This is a genomic window from Paenibacillus sp. FSL H7-0690 (assembly GCF_037980415.1).
Lineage (GTDB): Bacteria > Bacillota > Bacilli > Paenibacillales > Paenibacillaceae > Paenibacillus_AQ > Paenibacillus_AQ odorifer.
Genome location: NZ_CP150281.1, coordinates 2,848,797 through 2,871,873 on the forward strand (window position 1 = coordinate 2,848,797; position 23,077 = coordinate 2,871,873).

Annotated in this window: 20 protein-coding genes; 16 read left to right on the forward strand and 4 right to left on the reverse strand. The window is 43.0% G+C overall.

From position 1 onward, the window contains the following. Positions 1 to 62 precede the first annotated feature (62 nt). From MHI32_RS12435 to MHI32_RS12490, 12 genes are all read left to right on the forward strand, one after another. On the forward strand, positions 63 to 1,133 hold the full coding sequence (locus MHI32_RS12435; protein ID WP_340012446.1) for an ABC transporter substrate-binding protein: 1,071 nt from the start codon (positions 63 to 65) through the stop codon (positions 1,131 to 1,133). Between the two features lie 62 nt (positions 1,134 to 1,195). After that, on the forward strand, positions 1,196 to 2,119 hold the full coding sequence (locus MHI32_RS12440) for an ABC transporter permease (protein ID WP_036686219.1): 924 nt from the start codon (positions 1,196 to 1,198) through the stop codon (positions 2,117 to 2,119). After that, complete coding sequence (locus MHI32_RS12445; RefSeq protein WP_076125889.1) at positions 2,112 to 2,906, forward strand: ABC transporter ATP-binding protein; 795 nt, start codon at positions 2,112 to 2,114, stop codon at positions 2,904 to 2,906. Before MHI32_RS12440 ends, MHI32_RS12445 begins: the two co-directional genes overlap by 8 nt. 223 nt (positions 2,907 to 3,129) lie before the next feature. Further along, the gene (locus MHI32_RS12450) at positions 3,130 to 4,896 is read left to right on the forward strand and encodes a sensor histidine kinase (protein WP_076183882.1); all 1,767 of its coding nucleotides are present in this window, start codon (positions 3,130 to 3,132) and stop codon (positions 4,894 to 4,896) included. Beyond that, positions 4,889 to 6,457: a response regulator gene (locus MHI32_RS12455; RefSeq protein WP_076183420.1), complete on the forward strand. Its 1,569-nt coding sequence runs from the start codon at positions 4,889 to 4,891 to the stop codon at positions 6,455 to 6,457. Before MHI32_RS12450 ends, MHI32_RS12455 begins: the two co-directional genes overlap by 8 nt. A 127-nt stretch (positions 6,458 to 6,584) precedes the next feature. Beyond that, complete coding sequence (locus MHI32_RS12460) at positions 6,585 to 7,913, forward strand: extracellular solute-binding protein (protein WP_248548093.1); 1,329 nt, start codon at positions 6,585 to 6,587, stop codon at positions 7,911 to 7,913. A gap of 143 nt (positions 7,914 to 8,056) precedes the next feature. Beyond that, positions 8,057 to 8,977, forward strand: a complete 921-nt coding sequence (locus MHI32_RS12465; protein ID WP_076105030.1) for a sugar ABC transporter permease — start codon at positions 8,057 to 8,059, stop codon at positions 8,975 to 8,977. A gap of 3 nt (positions 8,978 to 8,980) precedes the next feature. Continuing rightward, a complete protein-coding gene (locus MHI32_RS12470; protein WP_038570347.1) occupies positions 8,981 to 9,820 on the forward strand; it encodes a carbohydrate ABC transporter permease in 840 nt (279 codons plus the stop codon). A 57-nt stretch (positions 9,821 to 9,877) separates the two neighbouring features. Beyond that, on the forward strand, positions 9,878 to 10,990 hold the full coding sequence (locus MHI32_RS12475; RefSeq protein ID WP_340012449.1) for a rhamnogalacturonan acetylesterase: 1,113 nt from the start codon (positions 9,878 to 9,880) through the stop codon (positions 10,988 to 10,990). Between the two features lie 112 nt (positions 10,991 to 11,102). Further along, on the forward strand, positions 11,103 to 11,894 hold the full coding sequence (locus MHI32_RS12480; protein WP_076105002.1) for an SDR family NAD(P)-dependent oxidoreductase: 792 nt from the start codon (positions 11,103 to 11,105) through the stop codon (positions 11,892 to 11,894). 181 nt (positions 11,895 to 12,075) lie between these two features. Then, positions 12,076 to 12,792: an MgtC/SapB family protein gene (locus MHI32_RS12485; protein WP_036686231.1), complete on the forward strand. Its 717-nt coding sequence runs from the start codon at positions 12,076 to 12,078 to the stop codon at positions 12,790 to 12,792. An 84-nt stretch (positions 12,793 to 12,876) separates the two neighbouring features. Continuing rightward, positions 12,877 to 13,866, forward strand: coding sequence for an aldose 1-epimerase (locus MHI32_RS12490; RefSeq protein ID WP_076183424.1), 990 nt, complete (start codon positions 12,877 to 12,879; stop codon positions 13,864 to 13,866). 80 nt (positions 13,867 to 13,946) lie between these two features. Here MHI32_RS12490 and thrS read toward each other — a convergent pair whose 3' ends face one another. After that, complete coding sequence (gene thrS, locus MHI32_RS12495) at positions 13,947 to 15,860, reverse strand: threonine--tRNA ligase (protein ID WP_339173628.1); 1,914 nt, start codon at positions 15,858 to 15,860, stop codon at positions 13,947 to 13,949. A 474-nt stretch (positions 15,861 to 16,334) separates the two neighbouring features. On the opposite strand from thrS, the gene MHI32_RS12500 reads away from it, so the two are divergent. Next, positions 16,335 to 17,003, forward strand: a complete 669-nt coding sequence (locus tag MHI32_RS12500; protein WP_339190682.1) for a TraX family protein — start codon at positions 16,335 to 16,337, stop codon at positions 17,001 to 17,003. A 92-nt stretch (positions 17,004 to 17,095) separates the two neighbouring features. Further along, the gene (locus tag MHI32_RS12505) at positions 17,096 to 18,613 is read left to right on the forward strand and encodes a copper amine oxidase N-terminal domain-containing protein (protein WP_076125900.1); all 1,518 of its coding nucleotides are present in this window, start codon (positions 17,096 to 17,098) and stop codon (positions 18,611 to 18,613) included. A gap of 97 nt (positions 18,614 to 18,710) precedes the next feature. Here MHI32_RS12505 and MHI32_RS12510 read toward each other — a convergent pair whose 3' ends face one another. Beyond that, complete coding sequence (locus MHI32_RS12510) at positions 18,711 to 20,108, reverse strand: metallophosphoesterase (protein WP_340012450.1); 1,398 nt, start codon at positions 20,106 to 20,108, stop codon at positions 18,711 to 18,713. A 272-nt stretch (positions 20,109 to 20,380) separates the two neighbouring features. Here MHI32_RS12510 and MHI32_RS12515 point away from each other — a divergent pair, with 272 nt between their 5' ends. Beyond that, positions 20,381 to 20,980 (forward strand): nitroreductase family protein, encoded by a 600-nt coding sequence (locus MHI32_RS12515; protein WP_076125903.1) that lies wholly within the window; start codon positions 20,381 to 20,383, stop codon positions 20,978 to 20,980. Between the two features lie 71 nt (positions 20,981 to 21,051). Then, on the forward strand, positions 21,052 to 21,246 hold the full coding sequence (locus MHI32_RS12520; RefSeq protein ID WP_036686240.1) for a hypothetical protein: 195 nt from the start codon (positions 21,052 to 21,054) through the stop codon (positions 21,244 to 21,246). An 84-nt stretch (positions 21,247 to 21,330) separates the two neighbouring features. Here the strand turns inward: MHI32_RS12520 and MHI32_RS12525 are convergent, their stop codons facing one another. Next, positions 21,331 to 22,488: a peptidylprolyl isomerase gene (locus MHI32_RS12525; RefSeq protein ID WP_076125905.1), complete on the reverse strand. Its 1,158-nt coding sequence runs from the start codon at positions 22,486 to 22,488 to the stop codon at positions 21,331 to 21,333. 185 nt (positions 22,489 to 22,673) lie between these two features. After that, positions 22,674 to 23,009 carry a hypothetical protein gene (locus MHI32_RS12530; RefSeq protein ID WP_036686243.1) on the reverse strand — a complete coding sequence of 112 codons (336 nt, stop codon included), beginning with the start codon at positions 23,007 to 23,009 and terminating at the stop codon, positions 22,674 to 22,676. Positions 23,010 to 23,077: the final 68 nt, after the last annotated feature.

A 23,077-nucleotide genomic window follows, 5' to 3' on the forward strand; every position in this document is an offset into this window, starting at 1 on the left:
GATAATGCTGAGTCGCTCACCTTGATGTATGCGTTAATAAACTAATGAAATGGGGTACTTTGATGAAAAAGAGAAACATTTTGGCGGGATTAAGCTTATGCTTCATGCTCGTAGCAGCTGGTTGTGGTAACAATAACACTGCGGGAAACGCAGGAAATGCAGCGAATTCCGGTAATTCCCCTACGAATGCAGGAGCAGCAGATTCAAAAACGTACAAAATTGCGATCTCGCAATATGTGGAGCACCCCTCACTTGATGCTACACGTGAAGGAATTCTCGCTGCTTTGAAGGATGCAGGAATCGTTGAAGGTGAGAACCTGAAGGTTGACCTTGAGAATGCTCAGGCTGATCAAGCGAATAACTTGTCCATTGCTCAAAAGATTGCCGCTGACTCTAATGATTTGGTATTGGCAATTGCAACGCCTTCCGCTCAATCAATTGTTCAAGCACTCAGCAAAGCAAGTAAGGATACACCGATTTTGTTCGCAGCAGTAACTGACCCACTCGACGCGAAGATTGTCACGGATCTGGAGCATCCAGGTGGAAATGTATCAGGTGTATCGGACACAAATCCCGAAGCGATTAACAGATTAATGCAATTTATAGCTACCCAATTTCCTAACGTGAAAAAGCTGGGGATCGTTATTAATGAAGGTGAACCAAATGCAGTAATTATGGCTGAGATTGCTAAAAAAGAGTTGGATAAACATGGAATCGAGCTTGTGAAGGCTGCCATCACGAATACCTCTGAAGTCAAACAAGCTGCAGAATCACTTGTGGGTCGTGTAGATGCATTCTACATTACTTTGGATAACACAGTCGTAAGTGCAGTGGATACCATTATTCAAACAGCTAATGACAAGAAAATTCCCTTCTTCTCCAGTGACCGTGATACGGTTGAAAAGGGAGCTTTCGCCACCGTTGGTTTTAAATATTACGATCATGGCTATCAAGTGGGTCAAATGGCCGTGGATATTTTGAAAAATGGTAAAAAGCCAGCTGATATGAAAGTAACCATGCAAGAAAAACTCGATCTCATTCTTAACCTGAAATCTGCAGCAGCGCAAGGCATAGAAGTGACTGATGCAATGAAGGCAGAAGTTGCCGATCAAGCTAACAATATTATTCAATAAGCCATTATATAGGGGGCGATTTCGTGAGAACGCCCCTTTCCGCTCGAAGGAGGAAGTCATCTATGTTAAATTCGATGCTCGGGGCCGTTGAAATGGGACTGCTTTACGCATTTATGGCTTTAGGTGTATACATTACCTTTCGTATTCTTGATTTCCCTGATTTGACTGTAGATGGGAGCTTTACCACTGGTGGTGCCATTGCCGCTGTTATGATTACTAACGGTTATGCACCATGGCTTGCTACCCTGGCCGCTATTGCTGGTGGAATGCTGGCAGGAATGTGTACGGGCCTATTACATACGAAAGGCAAGATTAATGGACTGTTATCCGGTATTCTGATGATGATTGCACTCTATTCCATTAATCTGCGGATATTTGGTGGCAAACCGAACTGGTCTTTAATGGGCGACACTACCTTGTTCACTTCCATTGATCCTCTGCTCGTACTGCCGTTTGTAGTTATTTTTGTGAAAATAGTAATGGATTTATTCCTGCGTACAGATCTTGGACTTGCGCTGCGGGCTACCGGAGATAATGCAAGAATGATCCGTAGTCTGGGTGTGAACACGGATAATACCACTATTCTTGGCGTCAGTTTATCCAATGGAATGGTGGCGCTCTCGGGGGCGCTAATCACTCAGTATTCTACTTTTGCGGATTCCTCTATGGGTATTGGGATGATTGTAATCGGGTTAGCTTCGGTGATCATCGGTGAAGCCATATTCGGTGCTAAAAATGTATTTCGGGCCACATTGGCTGTTGTGCTCGGATCCATAGTTTACCGGATTGTAGTTGCACTTGCCTTGCGGGTACCGTGGCTGAAAGCTTCGGATCTTAAGCTGATCACAGCAATTATCGTTATTTTCGCTCTTGTATTCCCGTCGATTCAGCGTTTCCTGAAGCAGAAGAATATGGCGCGGAGGCGTTCCGTTGAATTAGCTGAACAGGCGCTAAGCAGCAAGAGAGGGGGCACCATCGATGCTTAAACTGGAGAACGTATCTAAGCTGTTCAATCCCGGAACACCCGATGAGAAAATAGCGCTGCTCGGCATTGACTTGGAGCTTCTTCCCGGTGATTTTGTCACCATCATTGGAAGTAATGGAGCTGGCAAATCTACACTGATGAACATTATTTCCGGTGTCATGAAGCCGGATCTGGGTACAGCCAGCATTGAGGGAAATTCAATCAGCCATTTGGCGGAATTTCAACGGAGTCGTTGGATTGGCCGTGTCTTTCAGGACCCAATGGCGGGTACGGCTCCACATATGACGATTGAAGAAAATTTAGCTATGGCTTATAAAAGAGGCAAAAGCAGAGGGTTAACCTTTGGCGTAAATAAAGCTAAAAGAGCTTTGTTTCGCAATGAGCTAAGCCGTCTGGGGATTGGGCTGGAGGATCGCCTGCGGGCAAAAGTAGGGTTGTTGTCAGGTGGAGAGAGACAAGCGCTAAGTCTGCTAATGGCGACCTTTACTCAACCGCAAATTTTACTTTTAGATGAACATACAGCAGCCCTTGACCCTTCTCGTGCGGAGCTGATTACTAAACTTACAGAGTCCATTGTCCGTGAGATGAAGTTAACCACCCTAATGGTTACTCATAACATGGAACAGGCCATTCGTCTTGGCAATCGTCTGATCATGATGGATAAGGGCCGTATTATTTTGGATATCGATGAGGAACGTAAAAAAGATCTTACTGTAGAACGGCTGCTCGGAGAATTCGAGACAATCAGCGGACATAAATTGGCAGATGACCGAATGATGCTTGGCTAGTCAGTTGTAGGTGTGAAGGTAGCTCAATATAAGGGCTTGAAGTGAAGTCTGATTCTGGATTTCATTTCGAGCCCTTTTTTACATAGGAATTTTTTCGCCGAGCCATTATACTATCCTTATCTTTCAGTTCACGTAAATTTACCCAAATGGAACATTATGGTTTATAATGGAATTATAGTGATAATAAATGAAAATTATCATATTTAGGGAGCGGAGAATGCAGATGATTTGGAAAAATGTTAGCGCTTACAGAAGTTCGGGCATTTTCAACAAAATGATACTGATTATTTCCTTTTTGCTTCTACTTTCCTTTTTATTCTCTTTGACCGTTTTGCAATATGTTTATCGTATCTATGACAAGCAAATTTATGAAAAGGCTTCTGAGGTACTGGGGATGTCCTCCATTAGCATCGAAAATGCCCTAAGAGAATTGGATCAGCTTTCTTTTACAGTGGTGTCTGATGAGCAAATTCAAGAATGCCTGCGCCAATTGCAGAATGATCCACAGCCTTATGAAAGACAAGTTCTACATAACAAGATCATAAACAGACTGGTTGCTTTTGCAGGGGCAGAGAAATACGTTTATTCCATGATGCTGATGGATACAAGTGGCGGAGTAATGACTGCGGGCAATCGTGAAGGAGTATCACAGGATCTGCAGGATCAGTTAAAGCCGTTAGCTGCGGAAGCTAGCGGAAGTATAGTGTGGTATCCGCAAGGAAACAGAAATTCACTTTTGGCGGTTCGGCAGATTAAATCTTATACAGGGTCAACGTTTACGCTGGATGATCTGGGAACACTCGTGATCCGTATTCGGATCGATCTAATCATTGCGGATAGTACGAGCGATACAGACCAATTAATCGCAGTTGATGCCACGACGGGACAGGCAATCTATCCTGAAGCACCGATTCTTTTGCCAGAAGAGCTTAAAGAAGAGACAGAACGTCCGGAGCTATATCGCACGGCCAAATATCAAGAAGGTACTTATTTTATAACCAAGACGAAATCATCTTATATAGATTGGATCTACATCAATGCCACTCCATTTAATGAGATGTTCAAACATATTACTTTTGTCAAAAAGCTGGTCGTCATCATATTCGCACTAATCTTATTAATTGGTCTCCTTTTAGGCTACAGGCTTGCTCGCAGTATTGTACGTCCGATCTCTAAGTTGACCAAAAAAATGAAGCAAATCGAGAAAGGCGATCTGGACAATCTGGAGGAACAGTCATTAGGTGTGGTTTCACAGACTGCGCAGGACGAGGTTAGTCAGCTAAACCGGACTTTTAAAATGATGATCCGCAGGATCAGAGAGCTTATTGATGAGAACTATGCGAAGCAGCTGATTATTAGAGAGACAGAGCTAAAAGCTTTGCAGGCCCAGATTAATCCGCATTTTTTGTACAATACACTGGAATCAATCAACTGGTTAGCCAAAATGAACAAACAAGCCAAAATCTCAGAAATGGTAGAAGCGCTCGGTTACTTGTTCCGCAGCTCTATTGGTCTAAAGGATCCGCTGATTACACTAGAAAAAGAGATCACTATCGTGCGCAATTATGTCATTATCCAGAAAACACGGTTTGATGAGAGGCTTGATTTCCGGATGGATGTACCTGAACATCTGCATGACGCTTTGATTCCGAAGCTGACCTTGCAGCCTTTAATCGAAAATGCTATCCGCTATGCACTAGAGCCTAATATTGAGCCGTGTACCATTTCTATAACAGTTAGTGAAGAAGAGCAGGGCCTCGATATCAGAGTCAGTGATAATGGACCGGGAATGAGCGCTGAATTTATCAAAGATTTGCAGATGGGAAGAGTTAAGACCCGTGGAGAAGGCATCGGCTTAGCTAACATCGCGGAACGGATTCAAATCGTCTTCGGTCCTGAATGGGGCACTTCCATAGAAAGTGAACCGGGTCAAGGAACAACTATACATGTGCGTATACCTTACTTAAAAGGAGTGCTAGAGAATGTATAAACTGCTGCTGGTGGATGATGAACGCTTGATTCTGGAAGGGATATCGCAGGTTGTGGACTGGGGACGAGCGGGAACAGAGCTTGTAGGCACGGCGTGGAACGGGATTGAGGCTTTGGTAAAAATAGAGGAGCTTAGCCCCGAAATTGTGATCACTGATATTTCTATGCCTGGTTTAGATGGTTTGGGACTGGTGCAAAAATGCAGTGAACGATTTCCAGATGTGAAATTCGTTATGCTGACTGGTTATAAGGATTTTGATTATGCTTGTATTGCTATGCAGAACGGGGTCAAACATTATCTTTTAAAGCCGTGCAATGAGAATCAGATCCATGAAGCGCTGGTTGAGCTGGTAGCAGAGCTCGATGAACAGAAGAGCCGGGGCGAATTCGTAAATAGCATGAAACAACGTCTTCAGAAGGTGTTGCCCCATGTGAAAGAACAATTTTTGAAGGAATGGATCTCTAACAAAACTTATGGAAGTCAGGATCTAGAGTACTATCAGGAATTATTCGGCATTGAACTCAATGACAAAACGGTACGCTTGCTCCTGTTCCGACTAGAAGGTTCTTACGAATATGAGCAATTGTTCGCTCTGCAAAATATTGCCCAGGACGTACTTCAGGAAACACTCCTGAGTGCGACGATAGGCGGTCATTTATTAATATTACTGGAAGACGAAGGAAATACGGTGCAGAATAGCCCCTTGCTTAAACGTATCGCTGAAGTAAGAGAGGTATTCTGCAAGTTTTATAAAATGGATGTGACAATCGCGATTAGTGATGCTGACCTTATGATTCATTCCCGGAGATTGTATCGTCAGACCTTGCAGTGCCTAAACCATCGTTTTTATTTGGAGGCGGGCGGTTTGATTACCGGGAGTGATATCCCAAGTGATGAGCTAAGTGGAAGAAATGATATCGAGCTAGATGAAGAGCATATTTGTCTACTTATAAAAGCAGGCGATCAAAATACGGTAGAGCTGGAATTGGAACGATTATTCAACTTGCTCGCGGATGAACGGTTAGATATTAACGTGACGCGTTCATATGTTTTACAGTTATATTCCGCTATGATTCGTTTAGCAGTCCCTGATGAAAGAAATAGCTTCACATCGGGCTTGGCGGAGCTTGCCGAAATTAGAACCTTGGGAGGTTTAAAAGCATACGTCAAAGAGGCAGCGGTTCGCTTAACAGCGATGTATGACCGACATTTTAGTTCCCGGCAATCGCTTATTGTAGACAAAATGTTCAAAATTATCGCAGAGGATTACAAGAATGCAGAGCTGTCGCTTAGCTCGGTCGCTGCTGAAATGTTATATATGAATCCCGACTATCTCGGCAAAATATTCAAGAAAATTACCGGAGAGAAATTCTCGAATTACGTAACCAATTACCGGATTGCTAAAGCATCGGAGCATATTTTGAGAAGTGGGGATGTAAGAGTATTTGAGCTGGCTGAAATGTTCGGCTTCGGTGGAAATGCACAATATTTCAGTCAGGTTTTTAAAAAAGTAACCGGCCAGACCCCTACAGATTTCATGAAACCCCCTCAAGCGAACTGATTATTGAACAAACAAGACGGTTTTTTGTATTCAATAATCACGGAATATTTGAGAAAATTTAACCAATGAAAGCGCTACCTAAAGGGATCAGAGCCTTTACACTATCATAGGAAAAGGGGACATGAAATTGAAAAAGAGATTCGCTTTACTAGCCGTACCATTATTGTTGTCGTCGATGTTAGCTGGTTGTGGAGGTAACAACAATAACAATGCTGCTGCTACGGATTCCGCTACAAATACTCCTTCGGAGACGAAACCTGCGGCCACGACCTCAGCAGAACCAGTAACCCTGCGTATCGCATGGTGGGGTGGAGATACAAGACATTCTTATACACAACAAGTTATTGATATGTATGAAGCCAAATATCCGAATGTAACCATTGAGCCTGAATATGCATCCTTTGATGATTACTGGAAAAAGCTTGCTCCGCAAGCTGCTGCAAATAGACTTCCTGATATCGTTCAAATGGATATTTCCTATATTAATCAATATGGATCTAACGGACAGCTCGAAGATTTGAAACCTTATTTGAACTCTCAGATTCAAGTCGGCGATGTGAATGAGAACGTGCTGAGTACTGGAGTGATCGGTGAGAAGCAATACGGAATTCCGTTAGGGGTTAACGTACTTGGTTTTCAATATGATCCAGAATTGCTGAAAAAGGCAGGTGTTGATTCTATCCCAGAGAACTGGACTTGGGATCAATACAAGGAAATCGCCGCGAAAGCTAAGTCGGCTGGACTGTATATGGACGGTTCCATGGCAGCAGACGTGTTCTTCAACTATTATCTGCGTACAAAAGGGCTGGCACTCTATAACAATGATGGTTCCGCACTTGGCTATGAGGACGATGCGTTGTTCACTGACTTTTTCGGAATGTTGTCTGGTTTGATTAAAGATGGAGCGGTCCCATCACAAGACAAACTGAGCCAAAATAAAGGGGTAATTGAAGAGTCGGATATTGTTAAAGGGACAGGTATCGGTGTATGGCAATGGTCGAACCAATACGTTGCTTTGCAAATCGCTGTAAATCGTCCTATGGAGCTGGCACAAATGCCTGGTCCAGATATGGATAAAGGGCTTTACATGCAGCCAAGTATGTACTGGTCAATTACTTCTAACTCTAAAGTGAAGGAAGAAGCAGCGAAGTTCGTTGATTTCTGGATTAATGATGTGGAAGCTAACAACCTGATCAAAGGCGAACGCGGAGTACCGATTTCAAGCAAAATCAAAGAATCTGTAGCTACACAATTAACTGATTCCGGTAAGCAAGTATTTAAGTTTGTTGCTGACATGGAGCCTACTACTTCACCTATGAGTCCACCGGTAGGTTCCCCAGAGGTTGTAGCCCTGCTTACAGACCTTGCTGAACAAATGAACTTCGGAAAAATCGACCCAGCAGCAGCAGCAGCACAGTTCCGAAAAGAAGCGAACTCTATTCTCTCCAGCCGTTAATCGTAGGGTAACAGATAACTATACTGCGTCTCACATGGGAAACGGCATGCCCTTTCGCTAGGCGGCATCCCGTTTCCCATATTATTCACATAAAAAGGAGTTGGAGACCCTTGGCATTAACGAATCCCCTACCTTCGAATCCATTGGCTGTTAAGAAAAAGAACCTCACCGGCCGGCGGTTACGAAGCAACCTTACAGGATATGCCTTCATCAGTCCGTTCGTCATTGGCTTCCTTTGCTTCACACTGATCCCGATGATCATTTCGCTGTATCTTTCTTTTACCAAATACAATTTATTCGCTCCACCTAAGTGGATTGGATTTGATAATTACATCAAAATGTTCTCAAATGACCCGAAATATTTGCATTCACTAAAGGTAACGCTGCTTTACGTATTTATAGGTGTGCCTTTACGTCTAACCTTCGCATTATTTGTGGCCATGATTCTAAATACGAAATCACGTATGGTAGGAGCCTATCGGACAACTTATTATTTACCTTCTATTATAGGTGGTAGTGTGGCGGTCTCCATCATGTGGCGTAATATTTTTAGTGATACTGGAATTATTAACGGCATGCTTGGCTTTTTCGGAATTGGACCGGTAAGTTGGTTTGGCAATCCGAATGCTGCGCTTATCATGTTGATAACTCTATCTGTGTGGCAGTTTGGCTCATCCATGTTGATCTTTCTTGCAGGTCTTAAAAATATTCCTGGTGAAATGTATGAGGCAGCTAGTGTGGATGGAGCCGGATTCTTCAGAAAGTTCTTCAAGATTACTATGCCACTCTTAAGTTCAGTGATTCTGTTTAATCTAGTTATGCAGACGATCAGCGCATTCATGACCTTTGTTCCAGCTTATATTATCTCTAAAGGTGAAGGCGGACCTATGGACGGCACTATGTTGTATTCTCTCTATTTATTCCGTCAGGCCTTTATGTTTAATAATATGGGTTATGCTTCGGCTATGGCTTGGGTAATGTTGTTGCTTGTCGGCATCATGACCGGAATCTTGTTCAAGACATCCAAATCGTGGGTCTTCTACGAGTCGGAAGGAGGAAAATAATCCATGGCGAAAATTAAACTGAAATGGCCGCTTTATCACATCCTTATAGGTGGCCTCGCTATCGTTATGCTGTATCCGATTCTGTGGATGATCATGAGTTCTTTTAAAGAGAGCCGGCTTGTGTTTGTTACAGCGCAGCACCTTATACCTGATCCATGGGAATGGGGGAACTATGCTAAAGGCTGGGAAGGTATTGCAGGTTACTCCTTTGGTGTCTTCATCAAGAACTCTTTTGTAATTGTTATTGTCGCAACACTGGGCGCAGTCATTTCATCTTCACTGGTTGCCTTCGGTTTTGCCCGCAATAAATTTGTAGGCCATGGCTTATGGTTCGGAATCATGATGATGACCCTGATGCTTCCTTCCGATGTGGTGCTCGTCCCTCAATACATTATCTATGCCAAATTGGAATGGCTCGACAGTATCAAACCGATCGTTGTTCCACAGTTCTTCGGTGTCCCGTTTTTCATTTTCCTAATGCTGCAGTTTATTCGGACCATTCCTGTTGAACTTGATGAAGCGGCTACCATCGATGGTTGTGGGAAATTTGGACTTTATTTCAGAATTATACTTCCACTCATTCGTCCTTCTATGGCTACTGCGGCGATCTTCTCCTTCTATTGGCGCTGGGAAGACCTGCTTGGACCGGTATTGTACTTGAACTCACCTTCTAAATATACAGTTTCGATGGGGCTTAAAATGTTCCTGGACAGTGAGTCCGTATCCAACTGGGGTCCAATGTTCGCCATGTCTGTTCTAAGTTTGGCACCAGTCATGATTATCTTCTTTATCTTCCAAAAGCAGATTGTAGAAGGAATCAGCACCAGTGGTTTGAAAGGTTGATTTCAGCAAACGAATATAAATGTTTTAAATCTCTAATTAAGAAAGGTGCGGCTGAATTTGGATAGCTATCGTTTTGATTTTGGGATTAAGGAAGCTGAGCCTGGCTACACCAAAATTCGGCCGGACACATCTTATTCTAAGGAAATAGGGTATGGTTTCACTTCTGATTCCTCAGTCTTTGGTCGTTTCAGAGGGGGAACAGATATACTGCGAAGCGATTGCTGCATCCCACAGAAAGCAGTTTTTCTTCTGGATCTCCCGAATGGGATCTACCGTGTTACGCTGCTGTTGGGTGATGCTCTGGCAGATACCAGCACATTTATCAAAGCTGGAGAAGGCAAGTTCGTATTGGACACGCTAAATGTGCCTGCGGGCCAATATTTGCGCGAATCCTTTGCAATTAGGGTTAAGGATGGGCAGCTAAAGCTATCGTTCTCGGGTGCGGCACCGCGTATTAACGCCTTGGACATTCAGATGGACAATGAAGCGCTAGTCTTATTTCTGGCGGGAGATTCCACGGTGACCGATCAAGGGGAAGAAGGTTACCCCTATGCGGGGTGGGGCCAACTGCTGCCACGCTGCTTCAAAGCCGGAATAGCTGTAGATAACCGAGCACTTTCTGGACGCAGTTCCAAGAGTTTTATTGAGGAAGGGCATTTGGAGGGCATTGCCGCAGATATCAGACTCAGAGATTATCTGTTCATCCAGTTTGGACATAATGATTCCAAAACTGATGATTTAAGACATACCGAGCCCTTTACTACATATAAAGAACATTTGCTCCGGTTGATTACAGTCGCCCGAGAAGCGGGGGCCTATCCGGTTCTTGTGAGCTCTGTACATCGGCGAAGATTTGATAGTGAAGAAGCAATTGTAGACACGCATGGAGATTATTTAATCGCCATGCGGGAACTCGCAGATACCGAGCAGGTTCCACTGATTGATTTAGCCGAGAAGAGCCGCAAGCTCTTTGAAGCTTATGGCTCAGAGGGCTCAAAAGATTTATTCATGTGGAGCTATCCAGGAGAATTTATTGCGCATCCAGGTGGGGTGTATGATAATACACATTTTCAGATTTTAGGGGCTCGTCTTCTAGCTGAGCTTATAGTGGAAGGGATCCGGGAAGTTGGATTAAACGATCTCATCATTCATCTTCGTCAGGGAGAATAATAATCCTAAAGGAAAAGTAAATATCTGTCGGTTCAACTTCTGTATGCAAGGTTAAGGTTAAGGAAAGAACTTAACTGGAAGACTTGCATGATAAGAAGGAGGATATCACGATATGGCAGATAAAAAGCTTGTAGGTAAGGTTGCAGTTGTAACCGGAGGCGGCTCAGGAATTGGCCGGGCAACCGTGCTTGAGTTCGCACGTAACGGAGCCAAAGTTGTATTATTGGACAGAACTGTAGAGAACGCGGAAAAGGTTAGACAGCAAGTGGAGAAAGAGGGCGGAGAAGCCCTAGTTATCGAATGTGATGTTGCTGAACCACCACAAGTGGAAGCGGCGATAAATAAGGCGGCCGCGAAATGGGGTCGTCTTGATGTTGTTTTTGCCAACGCAGGAATTAATGGGGCGATGACGCCTATTGAAACGATGGATATTGAAGCTTGGGATCAGACCATTCATATTAACCTGCGTGGAACCTTCGCGACTGTTAAATATGCGATACCGCATCTAAAAGAAAGCGGAGGCAGCATCCTGATCAACAGCTCCATTAACGGAAATCGTGTATTTTCTAATGTTGGTTTTTCTGCTTACAGTACGACAAAGGCAGGACAGGTTGCTTTTATGAAAATGGCGGCACTGGAACTGGCTCAATTTCAAATCCGCGTAAATGCGATCTGTCCTGGGGCTATAAAGACCAATATAGATGACAACACTTTTCCATCAGAGGATCTGAAAGAAGTGAAAATCCCAGTAGAATTTCCTGAGGGAGATCAACCGTTGGAAGAAGGTCCGGGGCGACCTGATCAAGTAGCGAAGCTGGCGCTGTTTCTGGCGTCTGAAGATTCAGATCATATTACGGGGACGGAAATTTATTGTGACGGTGCAGAGTCGCTTCTGCATGGTTAATTTTTCAACATAATCTTGGCCTCTCATAACGGATTCCATCCTCGTCGCTATGCCGGACCACACGGGTCGAAAGAGCATCTGCGGTGAGGATGGCTATGCCGTTTTTTGTTGTAAAATAAAGCTAATCATTATCTCCAATTTCCGTTATAATGGAGTATCTCTGGAGAAAGGAGATTGCGATGTGGATTTTCAATTGGAATCATTAATGAAGTTACTAGTGGCCATGCTGTTCGGGCTGTTCATCGGGATTGACCGACAGATCAAGCAGAAACCGCTGGGGATACGGACCAGTATGGTCATAAGCATTGCGAGCTGTCTTGTCACAGTGGTGTCTATCCATGCCTTTGATAAGTTCGCAGGACCAGAGCATCCAAACATGGACCCAATGCGGCTTGCGGCTCAGATTGTCAGCGGGATTGGTTTTTTGGGTGCGGGTGTTATTCTGCGTAGAGGCGGAGATGCCATTTCGGGCCTTACTTCGGCAGCACTCATCTGGACAGCTTCTGGAATTGGTATAGCTGTGGGTGCGGGATTCTATATTGAGGCAGCATATGCGGTTATTCTGCTGATGTTTGCTGTGAATTTAGTTCCTCATTTAATCCGTTCGCTAGGACCAGAAGTACTGAATAAACATGAAGTTTCAGTGAGGATCATTATGGAAGCTAATTTTGTGCTTACAGAAGTGATCCAAAAAATCGAGCGGCCTCAGGTCAGCTCGCAGCGTAGTACTAGAGGTCCATCCCGAGCGATTCGAAGAATGAAAATTAAAGATTTGGAAGATGGCAGACAAATGATCGATATGGTGATCTCAGCACCGGATCGGGATTACGCAACAGAAATCTATTACGATGTGAAGAAAATTGAACATGTAATGAGCGTAGAAGTGGAGCAATTGTAAAAAGAGCATGTCACCTCATGACTAGATGTGGTAATCTATCAAGTGGAGACAATTATCAGACACTGGAAGGGAGAACAATATATTATGTCAATCACAGCGTATGAAGGACAATATGAAGGAGAAGCAGCTATCTGGTTGAAAGCCGGTCGTTATGAGGCAGCTATTCTGCCAGGCATTGGCGGCAACCTGATCTGTTTCCGTGATACCGAAAACGGATATCGCTTCCTGCATGAGCCTGGAGCTGAAGAGATGGAAGCCTTTAAGGCAAGTCCGGGGATTCACGGAATTCCTGTATTATTTCCTCCAAATCGTTATGAGGATGGTAAATTTCCATGGAATGGTCAAACTTATCAATTTCCAGTAAATGAAGTTGCAACGGGCAACCATTTACACGGATTTTTACATACTGCAGCTTGGGAAGTCGAAGAATTTGGCAGCGGTAAGACTGAAAGCTTCGTAACCGTATTCATCAAGGTGGATGAGAATCATCCTTCTTATCAGTATTTGCCACATAAGTATACGATCAAATTGCGTTATACCCTCGGCGAAGGAGGATTATCTCAACAGGTGTTGGTGCACAATGATGGAGAAGATGTGATGCCTTGTTTGCTGGCATTCCACACTGCCATTAACGCACCTTTCGCACCAGGAAGCAGTGCACAAGATTACCGCGTAAAAGCTACTATTGGCGAGCGCTGGGAGCTCAACGACCGCATGCTGCCAACAGGCAAATTCCAGGCGTTGGAGCCAGGAGAAGTTCAGCTTCGTGAAGAAGGTGTGAATCCATATTTTGCATCGATGGACAATCACTACACGGCTGTACCTCAGAACGGACGCAACCGGATGGAGCTTACCGATAGCAAAGCTGGAGTAACCTTGGTGTACGATGTAGGGACTTCGTACAAACAATGGATGATCTGGAATAATGGTGCTACAGAACAGTTCTTCTGCCCTGAGCCACAAATTAACTTGGTGAATGCGCCAATGGTAGATCTTCCTGCTGATGAAATCGGCTTGTTCAGCCTGAAACCAGGCGAATATTGGGAAGAGAGCAGCCGCCTGTACGTAAAATAGAGTTCATGTGAATATGAATAGGTTATAAAGAAGGGGCTGTCTCAAACGTAGTTTTTCTACGATTAGACAGCCCCTTAAATTTATCTCTTACTAATAATCTCTTCATTAATCTGTTCAATGATGTCTTGGATACTCTTCGAACCAAGATCACCTTCACCACGTTTTCTTACAGAGACAGTGTCGGAATTTTTTTCGTTCTCTCCAAGTACGAGCATGTAAGGTGCTTTTTCAAGCTGAGCTTCACGAATTTTGTAGCCTAACTTCTCATTTCGGATATCTACTTCGACACGAATGCCAGCCTTCTCCATGTGATGCTTCACTTGCAGTGCATAGTCAACATAGTTCTCAGAGACTGGCAATAACTTCGCATGAACAGGTGCGAGCCACAGTGGGAAAGCCCCAGCGAAATGTTCAGTAATAATCCCCATAAAACGATCGATCGACCCATAAACAGCGCGATGGATTACGACCGGGCGATGTTTAAGATTATCTTCCCCGATGTAAGTAAGATCGAATTTCTCTGGCATTTGCCAATCTAGTTGGATTGTTCCACATTGCCAGCTACGTTTTAACGCATCTAAGATATGGAAATCAATCTTAGGTCCATAGAACGCGCCATCCCCTTCATTCACACGATATTCGATCCCGAGATTGTCTAATACATTTTGTAAAGATTGTTCAGCCTGATCCCATAATTCTTCAGATCCCATATAATCTGCCGGCCGAGTTGATAATTCAATCTTATACTCAAAGCCGAACACTTGATAAATATGGTCAATCAGTGAGATTACCCGTCTTATTTCATCCTCAATTTGCTCTGGCAAAACGAAGAGGTGAGCATCATCCTGGCAGAAAGTGCGGACTCTCATCATCCCGTTCAGTGCTCCAGAATATTCATGGCGATGCACTTGACCGAATTCCGAGATACGGATAGGCAGTTCCCGGTAGGAATGCAGATTATTTTTGAAAATTAGCATATGCCCAGGGCAGTTCATCGGCTTAAGGGCAAATTTTGTTTCATCTACATCTGTGAAATACATATTGTCCTTGTAGTGATCCCAGTGTCCTGACTGCTCCCAAAGCCGATTGTTCATCATCAGCGGTGTACGAACTTCATCGTAATCTCTCTGTCTTTGTAATTCCCGGGCAAAGTTCTCAAGCTCTGTACGGATTGTCATTCCCTTGGGAAGATAGAAGGGCATGCCTGGCGCTTCTTCTGAGAACATGAACAACTCAAGTTCTTTGCCGAGCTTACGGTGGTCACGTTTTTTAGCTTCTTCAAGAAACAGTAAATGTTCCTCTAACTGCGCTTTTTTAGGAAAGGCAGTTCCATAAATACGTTGCAGCATTTTGTTATTGGAATCTCCACGCCAGTAGGCACCCGCTACATTCAACAGCTTAAAGGCTTTGACCAAGCCAGTAGAGGGAAGATGTGGCCCACGGCAAAGATCGGAGAATTCACCTTGATCATAAATAGTTAATACTGTGTCTGCCGGCAGATCATGAATAAGCTCCAGCTTTAAAGGCTCATTCAGCTCTTCAAAAAGTTTAATGGCCTCTGCGCGGCTCACCACACGGCGGACAATCTGGTGATTCTCTTGGATGATTTTCGCCATTTCTTGTTCGATTGCAGCAAGATCATCAGTGGATAGAGGTTTCTCAATATCAATGTCATAGTAGAAGCCGTCTTCGATAACAGGACCTATGCCTAGCTGGACAGCTTTATCTCCATATATACGTTTTATGGCCTGCGCCATGATATGTGCAGTACTGTGTCTATAAACCTCAAGACCGTCTTTGCTATCCAACGTAACAATATCGAGCCGGCAATCATGTTCGATCGCTTGGTTTAGATCAACAGATTTTCCATCAATTTTTCCAGCTACAGCATTTTTTTTCAGACTGGTACTTATGGCACCTGCTGCTTCTTTAATCGTTGTTCCTTGCAGTACCTCTCTAATTGTTCCATCTTGCAGTGTTACCTTGATCTTCATGATTTTAGCCTCCATTTCTCAAATATTGTTAGTTGTGAACGCAAAAAAACGCATCTCTCCCAGAAAGGGACGAGTGCGTTCAGCTCGTGGTTCCACCCTAATTCGACCTGTCATATAGACAGGACCTCATTGGTATCCGATATCGGGGATAAATCGGTGCCGCATACTACCGAAAAAACAAAGATCTACGGATTCAGCGCCACGGCTACAAAGGGGTAACTTCACAACCGGTAACTGGAGAAGCTTGCAGCCTGGACTTCTCTCTCTGGACAGTTCGTGTAGGAAATCATGTCTTTGATCATTGCCATATTCTGTTGCTAGTTAATATTACTCAATAGTATTCAATAAAGTCAAGGGGGGGAGGTGCACAGAAATCGGATGATCGTTTCTCCGCGGTCTTCATTTGCTTATTGGTAAAGGAAATGAGGAAGGACTTGGCGAATTTATATTTCAACATGCTTAAGGGGGATTGTAATGCAGATTATTGCCATGCTGACGATGCTAATCGACCATATTGGCTATATCTTTTTCCCGGAGAATCTTGCTTGGAGATATGTAGGGAGAATAGCTTTTCCGATTTATTGTTATGGGCTTGTGCAGGGACATATCCATACTTCATCCAGACCTAAATATTTATTTCGGTTGCTCTTGATTGCGATTATTGCCCAGATTCCCTATAATCTAGCGCTAAATTCTGGTGGCTGGAACGTGGTGTTTACGTTATTGCTGTCAGCAATCGTACTGGTTATTTTGGACAAGCTGCCTTCACTATGGCTTGGTATACCTGTGGTAATTGCTGCTATAGTGTTAATGGATTATTACCCTATAGATTACAATGCGTACGGTTTGCTTTTAGTATTGATTTTTCGTTATACGAAATCGTACTGGCTTGTTGGAGCCCATCTGACACTGAATCTATTCTATATGTTTTATAATTATTGGGTTGTACAGATGCTCAGTATTTTACCTACCTTGCTGATTGCTTTTACGCCTTTAATTTGGAATCGCTTGGAGCGGCACCGGGTTCCGCGCTGGATGTGGTGGTCATTTTATCCTGCACATTTACTGATGTTGGCGATAGTTAAGGCTGTAATTTACAAGGATTGGGCTCAGATCGAATGGCGAAGTTTGTTGAATATCTAAACATTTTACAATAAAAGGAACTTTGATTTACAAAACTTACCTTAGCTGAGATAATGGATTGATTTCACAAAATAAGATGAAGGAGACATGCTATGAGTAGAGTTAAAGCGAAATTGAAGTGGTTTTTGCCTTTTGTCGCACTGATGCTAGTTCTTGCCGGCTGTCAGTCGGTAGGGGGGTTCGATGTTAATAAGGCGTTGATTGGGGATGTTGATGTTAAATCATCAGAATCCAGTATGACTTTTTCCATGAATGCTGAGCCCATAGAGGGAATTAGCGCGGAAGATAAGGAAATGGTTGATCTTATTAATTCTTTTTCCTTGAATATTAGTAAAGCTAAGTTACAAGATAATGGGAGTTTATCGGCCCAAGGAACTGTTGGTTATAAACAATTGAATATTCCATTCACCTTGTTTATGGACAAACAAACACTTGCTTTTACAGTTGAAGGAGCAAAACAACCGTTCTACTTCCCTGTACAAGGATACGATGAAATTTTAGGTGAAGTAGGATTGGATACGGCAAAAGCTGAAGATGTCAGTAAGCTGTTGACGAAATTCGTTGTTAAGAATCTTCCTAATCCTGGCGTAATCAACATTACACCGGTTAGTGATGCTGTGTATGGTGAGCAGTTGAACATGACGAAGCTGCATGCAGAAGTGACTGGTGATGAGCTTCCTGCATTGTTAAAAGGCTTCCTGAAGTCTGTTTCCAAAGACACAGAAGGTTTTACTGAATTGGTGGGTGGTCTTTACGACTATCTGTACCCTGTGATCAAAGCTATGGATGAAGACGGTTCTGGCGATATTTTCAATCTGGGATTCGGAGATATTCCACTGGATGATAAAGAAGCTGTCGTAACTGTATTGCATGATGCTGCCAAATTGGCTGTTGATGCATTGCTGCTAGTATATGACAATCAAGTGGACAGTCTTTACAAATCAACTCCTGAGATGAAGACCGTGTTGAGTAAGGATACGAAGTTATCTGTTGATATTTTCGTTGATAGTGCTCTGCATGTGCGTAAACAGAATGTTGATCTGAAAGTGGCGCTTCCGGGTACCGAGGATTTCCCATTGAAGAGCCTCTCGCTTAAAGCTTCCAGTCAGATTTGGAACATTGGCGGTGCTGTAACTGCTGATCCAATCAGTACTGAAGGTGCACTTGATATTTCTTCCGGACTTACACCTGGAGAGACTTTGAGAAATTTTGCCCCTGATTCTGATGTATATCGTATATTGAAGGATGATCTGGGCATTACGAAGAGAACCATTGTTATCGAACCTGATGACGAATATTATTACCCGATTGTAGACAAGAACACTACTTATATCCCACTGCGTTATTTGGCAGAAGATTTAGATGCTACTGTAGAATGGGATACGGCCAATCGTGCAATTAACGTTACTGATGGTGTGTACGGAGATAAACTGGTATTCAAAATCGGTTCTTCCGAAGCCTTGATTAACGGCACGGCTGTAAAGCTTGCCCAACCTGTATTTGTTGACGAGTATGGCGATGCATATGTATCCTTGCGTCTGCTTGCTGAAGCGCTTCATGCTACTGTGTCGGTAGATGAAGATGGTTGGATTACTATTGTACGGAAATAGTTGTATCTTAACGATTAATTAACACAATAAACCCAGCTTCCATCTGACGCATAAATGCAGGTGGAGGCTGGGTTTTTCATATGAATACATAATCCAGTTATTGCTTCGTTAATACCACCTCTAAAGCTATATTACTAAGCTCTTTATCCTCTGTCATACTTTGGATGTATCCACCTAAGAAACCTTCTTGTAGGCCTTCCCAAAGCTTGTAGCCTGGCATCGCTTTAATATCTTCTGAGGAGCTGCCGGCTGTCCCCGCGAAATATCTTACATTTAGCTTGGCCATTACCTCTGCCATCGATGCCTTTTCAGACTGCGTAAAGGAACTCTCCTTTAAACCATCCATAGCTTTGTTATAAGAGTTTGTAGCAAAAGTATCCTCAGCATAGGTCTTGAAGTTTAAAAGATTCTGATCTGTATTGCCATTAGCTTTAGCCCATCCCTCTACATTTAAGGGCGTTGCTTCATAATTGACGGTTCTGCTCAGAGGATCGAAGGTCATCGCTCCGTATTGATGGGGATAGACAGCCATTGCACTTGTTGCGATATCATAAATTGGTGTTTCTTCCGAAGAAGTTACCGGGTCTACCCGGATGTCCTGCATATGGATATGGCCTGACAAGACTAAATTAAGTTCATTTTCACGAAGTACCTTTATTGTTTCCTGACTGTTGTTAAGCTTAAAGCCTGAAACAGACATAGAGGTGTGGCTTAGTAGATTGTGGTGCATAACCGTGAGAACAGAAGCATGCTCCTTGGCAGCCAGTTTAACAGAATTATCTATCCATGATAGGGTAGAGGCGGTCAGGCGTCCGTCCGTTTGGGGGAAACCGTATTTCTGATTGTTATGATATTGGCTGCTGTCAATCATAAGGAGCCATAAATTTGGCGCTGCCTTAACGATGTAACTTAGTGATTCTTTATCACGTGATACAGCTTCTTTGTAACCGAAATCCTCATACATCTTGGTAAAGTCTTTGTCTGTAATGGAATCCGTAACAAGCTGCTTATCCCCGCTGAAGGATCTGGCCCAAGGATTAAATAAATCGTGGTTGCCTGGAATGACATAAACAGAGGTTCCTTGTGCTTCGATTCGCTTTAATTTTTGGGTTAGCTCCTGATGGCTGCTGCGTTCTCCGTTATTTGTTAAATCTCCACTCAGGATGAGAAAATCAGGCTTCTGCTGCTCAGCGTCATAAACCAAGGTTTCAAGGATTTCATCACTGTAAGGCAGCATTTTTCCATCACCGCCAGTTACATATTTTTGAAAAGCTGTACCGCCATCCTGTAGCTTCTTATCTAAGAAGTGAGTGTCCGTTGCCACCCAGAAAGTGAGGGGGTAAAGATCATTCGGATCTTGTGCTGTTGAGGTTAAATTAGACGAATTTGTGTCTTTACAGCTAGTTAGAGCCAAGCTCATTGAAAGGAGCAGCAATAATGAGATTAAGGCTGATTTTCTATGCCGAACAAGGGCTTTCTCGCTTGGGAATTTCATGATTATAACCTTCCTTCTATACATTTGCTGCACTATTGTAGCGCATTTTAGCTCGTGGTGTATATCGGAAAAGGAAGAGGGCAGTTTCTAGCCCGCCTGAAGTAATTAATGATTAATAGATCAGGTGCATAATTAAGCCCATAAATGCGACAATAAGAGTTGGCAACGAATATATCCGACAAAATAAGTTGTGAATAACTGTTGTGTTTTCAGAAAAAAGGTGCTAAGATATACAAAAGTAAGTTACTAAAATTAATGGAGGTAGTTATTTTATGTCTAACAATTTCTTTGAAGCAGTAAAAGGAAGACGTTCCATATATGCCCTTAGTAAAGAATCTACGATTTCGGATGCACAAATTGTAGAAATCGTTGAACAAGCGGTGCTACATAGCCCAACTTCTTTCAACTCCCAAAGCTCAAGAGCCGTTGTTCTTCTTGGAGAACAACACGATAAACTATGGGATATCACTACAGAAACATTGCGTAAAATCGTTCCTGCCGAACAATTTGAAGGAACAGCGCAAAAATTAGCGTCTTTCAAAGCAGGTTACGGTTCCGTACTATTCTTCGAAGATCAAACGGTAGTGAAGAGCCTGCAAGAGAACTTCGCTCTATATGCTGAGAACTTCCCAATTTGGGCTAACCAATCCTCTGGTATTCTGCAATTTGTAGTATGGACAGCACTTTCTGAAGCAGGTGTAGGTGCATCCTTGCAGCACTATAATCCACTGATTGATGATGAAGTAAAAGAAGCATGGGGCATCCCGCAAGAATGGAAATTGATTGCTCAATTGCCATTTGGTAAAACAGTTACTCCTGCTGGTGAGAAACAATTCCAACCGATTGAAGATCGTGTTAAAGTCTTTAAATAAGTGAAATAAGCGTTTGAAACCTCCTTAACCAGGCTAAGTATGTATATAGACTGGTTAAGGAGGTTTTTGGTATGCCATGGAACAAAGAGGATTATCCAGAATCATTGAAGAACTTCACAGCACCTGTTCGCAATAAGGCAATCGATATTGCGAATGCGCTCCTCGAAGATGGTTATGAGGAGGGGCGGGCGATTTCAATTGCCACAGCGCAGGCGAAAGAGTGGGGGGAGAACCACGATAAACAAATCCGTAAAAAAGGTCATTAAGGCTTAATCAAAGGCCTGAACATAGAAATAAAAAAAAGCAGGACAGCGTTTATTAACGCTTGTCCTGCTTTTTGACGGGCACAATTATTTAGTGGATTCATTTCCTGCTGCTGCGCTTGCAGTTGGCTCAGCTGTTGCAGCTGCATCTTCTTTAGCGTCAGTAAGTGTGTTCGTGATTTTTGCTTTTTCAGTTGTTTCTGACATCCAAGTGGAGGACAGAGTGGAAACCTTTTGCGAAACTAGTGTTTTACGAATTTCATCTTTCTTTTCTTCCAGTGTATAGTCTTTAGCATCTTTATGGTCGGTTACTTTAATGATGTGATAACCATAATCGGATTTGACAGCATCACTGGTTTCACCAACTTTTAGCTTAAAGGCTACATCAGAGAATTCAGCTACCATATCGCCACGTTTGAAGAAGTCTAGATCTCCGCCATTATCCTTGGAACCCGTATCAGAGGATTTTTCCTTGGCAAGAGTAGCGAAATCTGCGCCTTCTTTCAGTTGTTTCAGAATTGCATCTGCTTCTTCTTTAGTCTCAACGAGAATGTGGGAAGCGCGAACTTGTTCTTCTTCACTGAAAGTAGCTTTATTTGTGTCATAGTATTCTTTGATTTCATCATCCGTTACAGTGACTTGTGGCTCAAGGATTTTACGCAGCTTTACTTGCAGCGGCATTTGCTTTTTCAAGTCGTCTACAGTCATTGAGCTTTGGGACAAAGCAGCATTAAAGGCAGCTTCTCCGCCGAATTGTGCTTTAAGATCTTCAAGTTCAGTGTTGATGTCTTCATCTGTAACAGTTACGTTAGCTTTTTTAGCCTCTTGATCAACAAGCTCAGTTGTAATCATAGATTGCAGCGTGCTTTCTCCGCCTGCTTCGATCAATTTATCATAAAGTTGTTCTTTTGTGATTTTTGTTCCGTTTACTGTTGCAACAGCTTTTTTGCTGTCGTCTTTTTGGACGACCAGAACAATGATTAGTGCTGCAGCTAATACGATAGAGGCAATCATCCAAGCTTTATTGCTTCTAGGAGCAGTCGGAGGTGTAGGTGGCGTAGCGTTGTTCGCACCGACTTTGTTCATTACTGGAATACTGTCTGCTTTTGTTGTATTCACAGGTTCCTCAGCAGCAACTTGCGCTACTTCAACCTCTTCATTGATAATCTCGGAAGTGTTCAATTCTTCTTCCGTGGTACCGTTGTTTTCTAAGTTCTCATTTCCATTCAGATCTTTTTTGTCCATTATTAGTAATGACTCCCTTCAATATAGGTGTTGCTTGTCTATTTACAACTTTAACAGAAATCCTAATCCTAAACCTTAAGAAAGTATAAAAAAAGGCAGGATCTTTTTAAGTTTCTATTAATAAAAAGCAAAAAGCCGGAAATGGCATCAGTAACATGCCCTTCCGGCTAATGGGAATAAGATGTCTACTTCAGTCCTTTCAGAAGATGACGAATGCTTTCTTGTTTTCGTCTTGGGACACGTACGTTTTTAGCATACAGGCCCATTTCACCGAAATAAATGCAGTCATCTGCGATAGAGCTGATCTTGTTCAGGTTGACATAACAGCCACCGTACACATGATAATAACTTGAATTGGACAACAATCGATTTAATTGCTCGGCAGTCATTCTCTTTTTTATGTTATAGTTTCTGCCGTGAAAAATGACCAAATCATGGTCCCCGACCTTAAAGAACAGAATGTCTGTTTCCACCTCGAAGTCCTCGTACACATTTCTGGCTTCCAGCAGGATGCTACTCATTCATGTTCCCCCTTTATACGGAATAAAAGACTAATGTTAGCGCTTTCATTATATCACAACAGTTAATC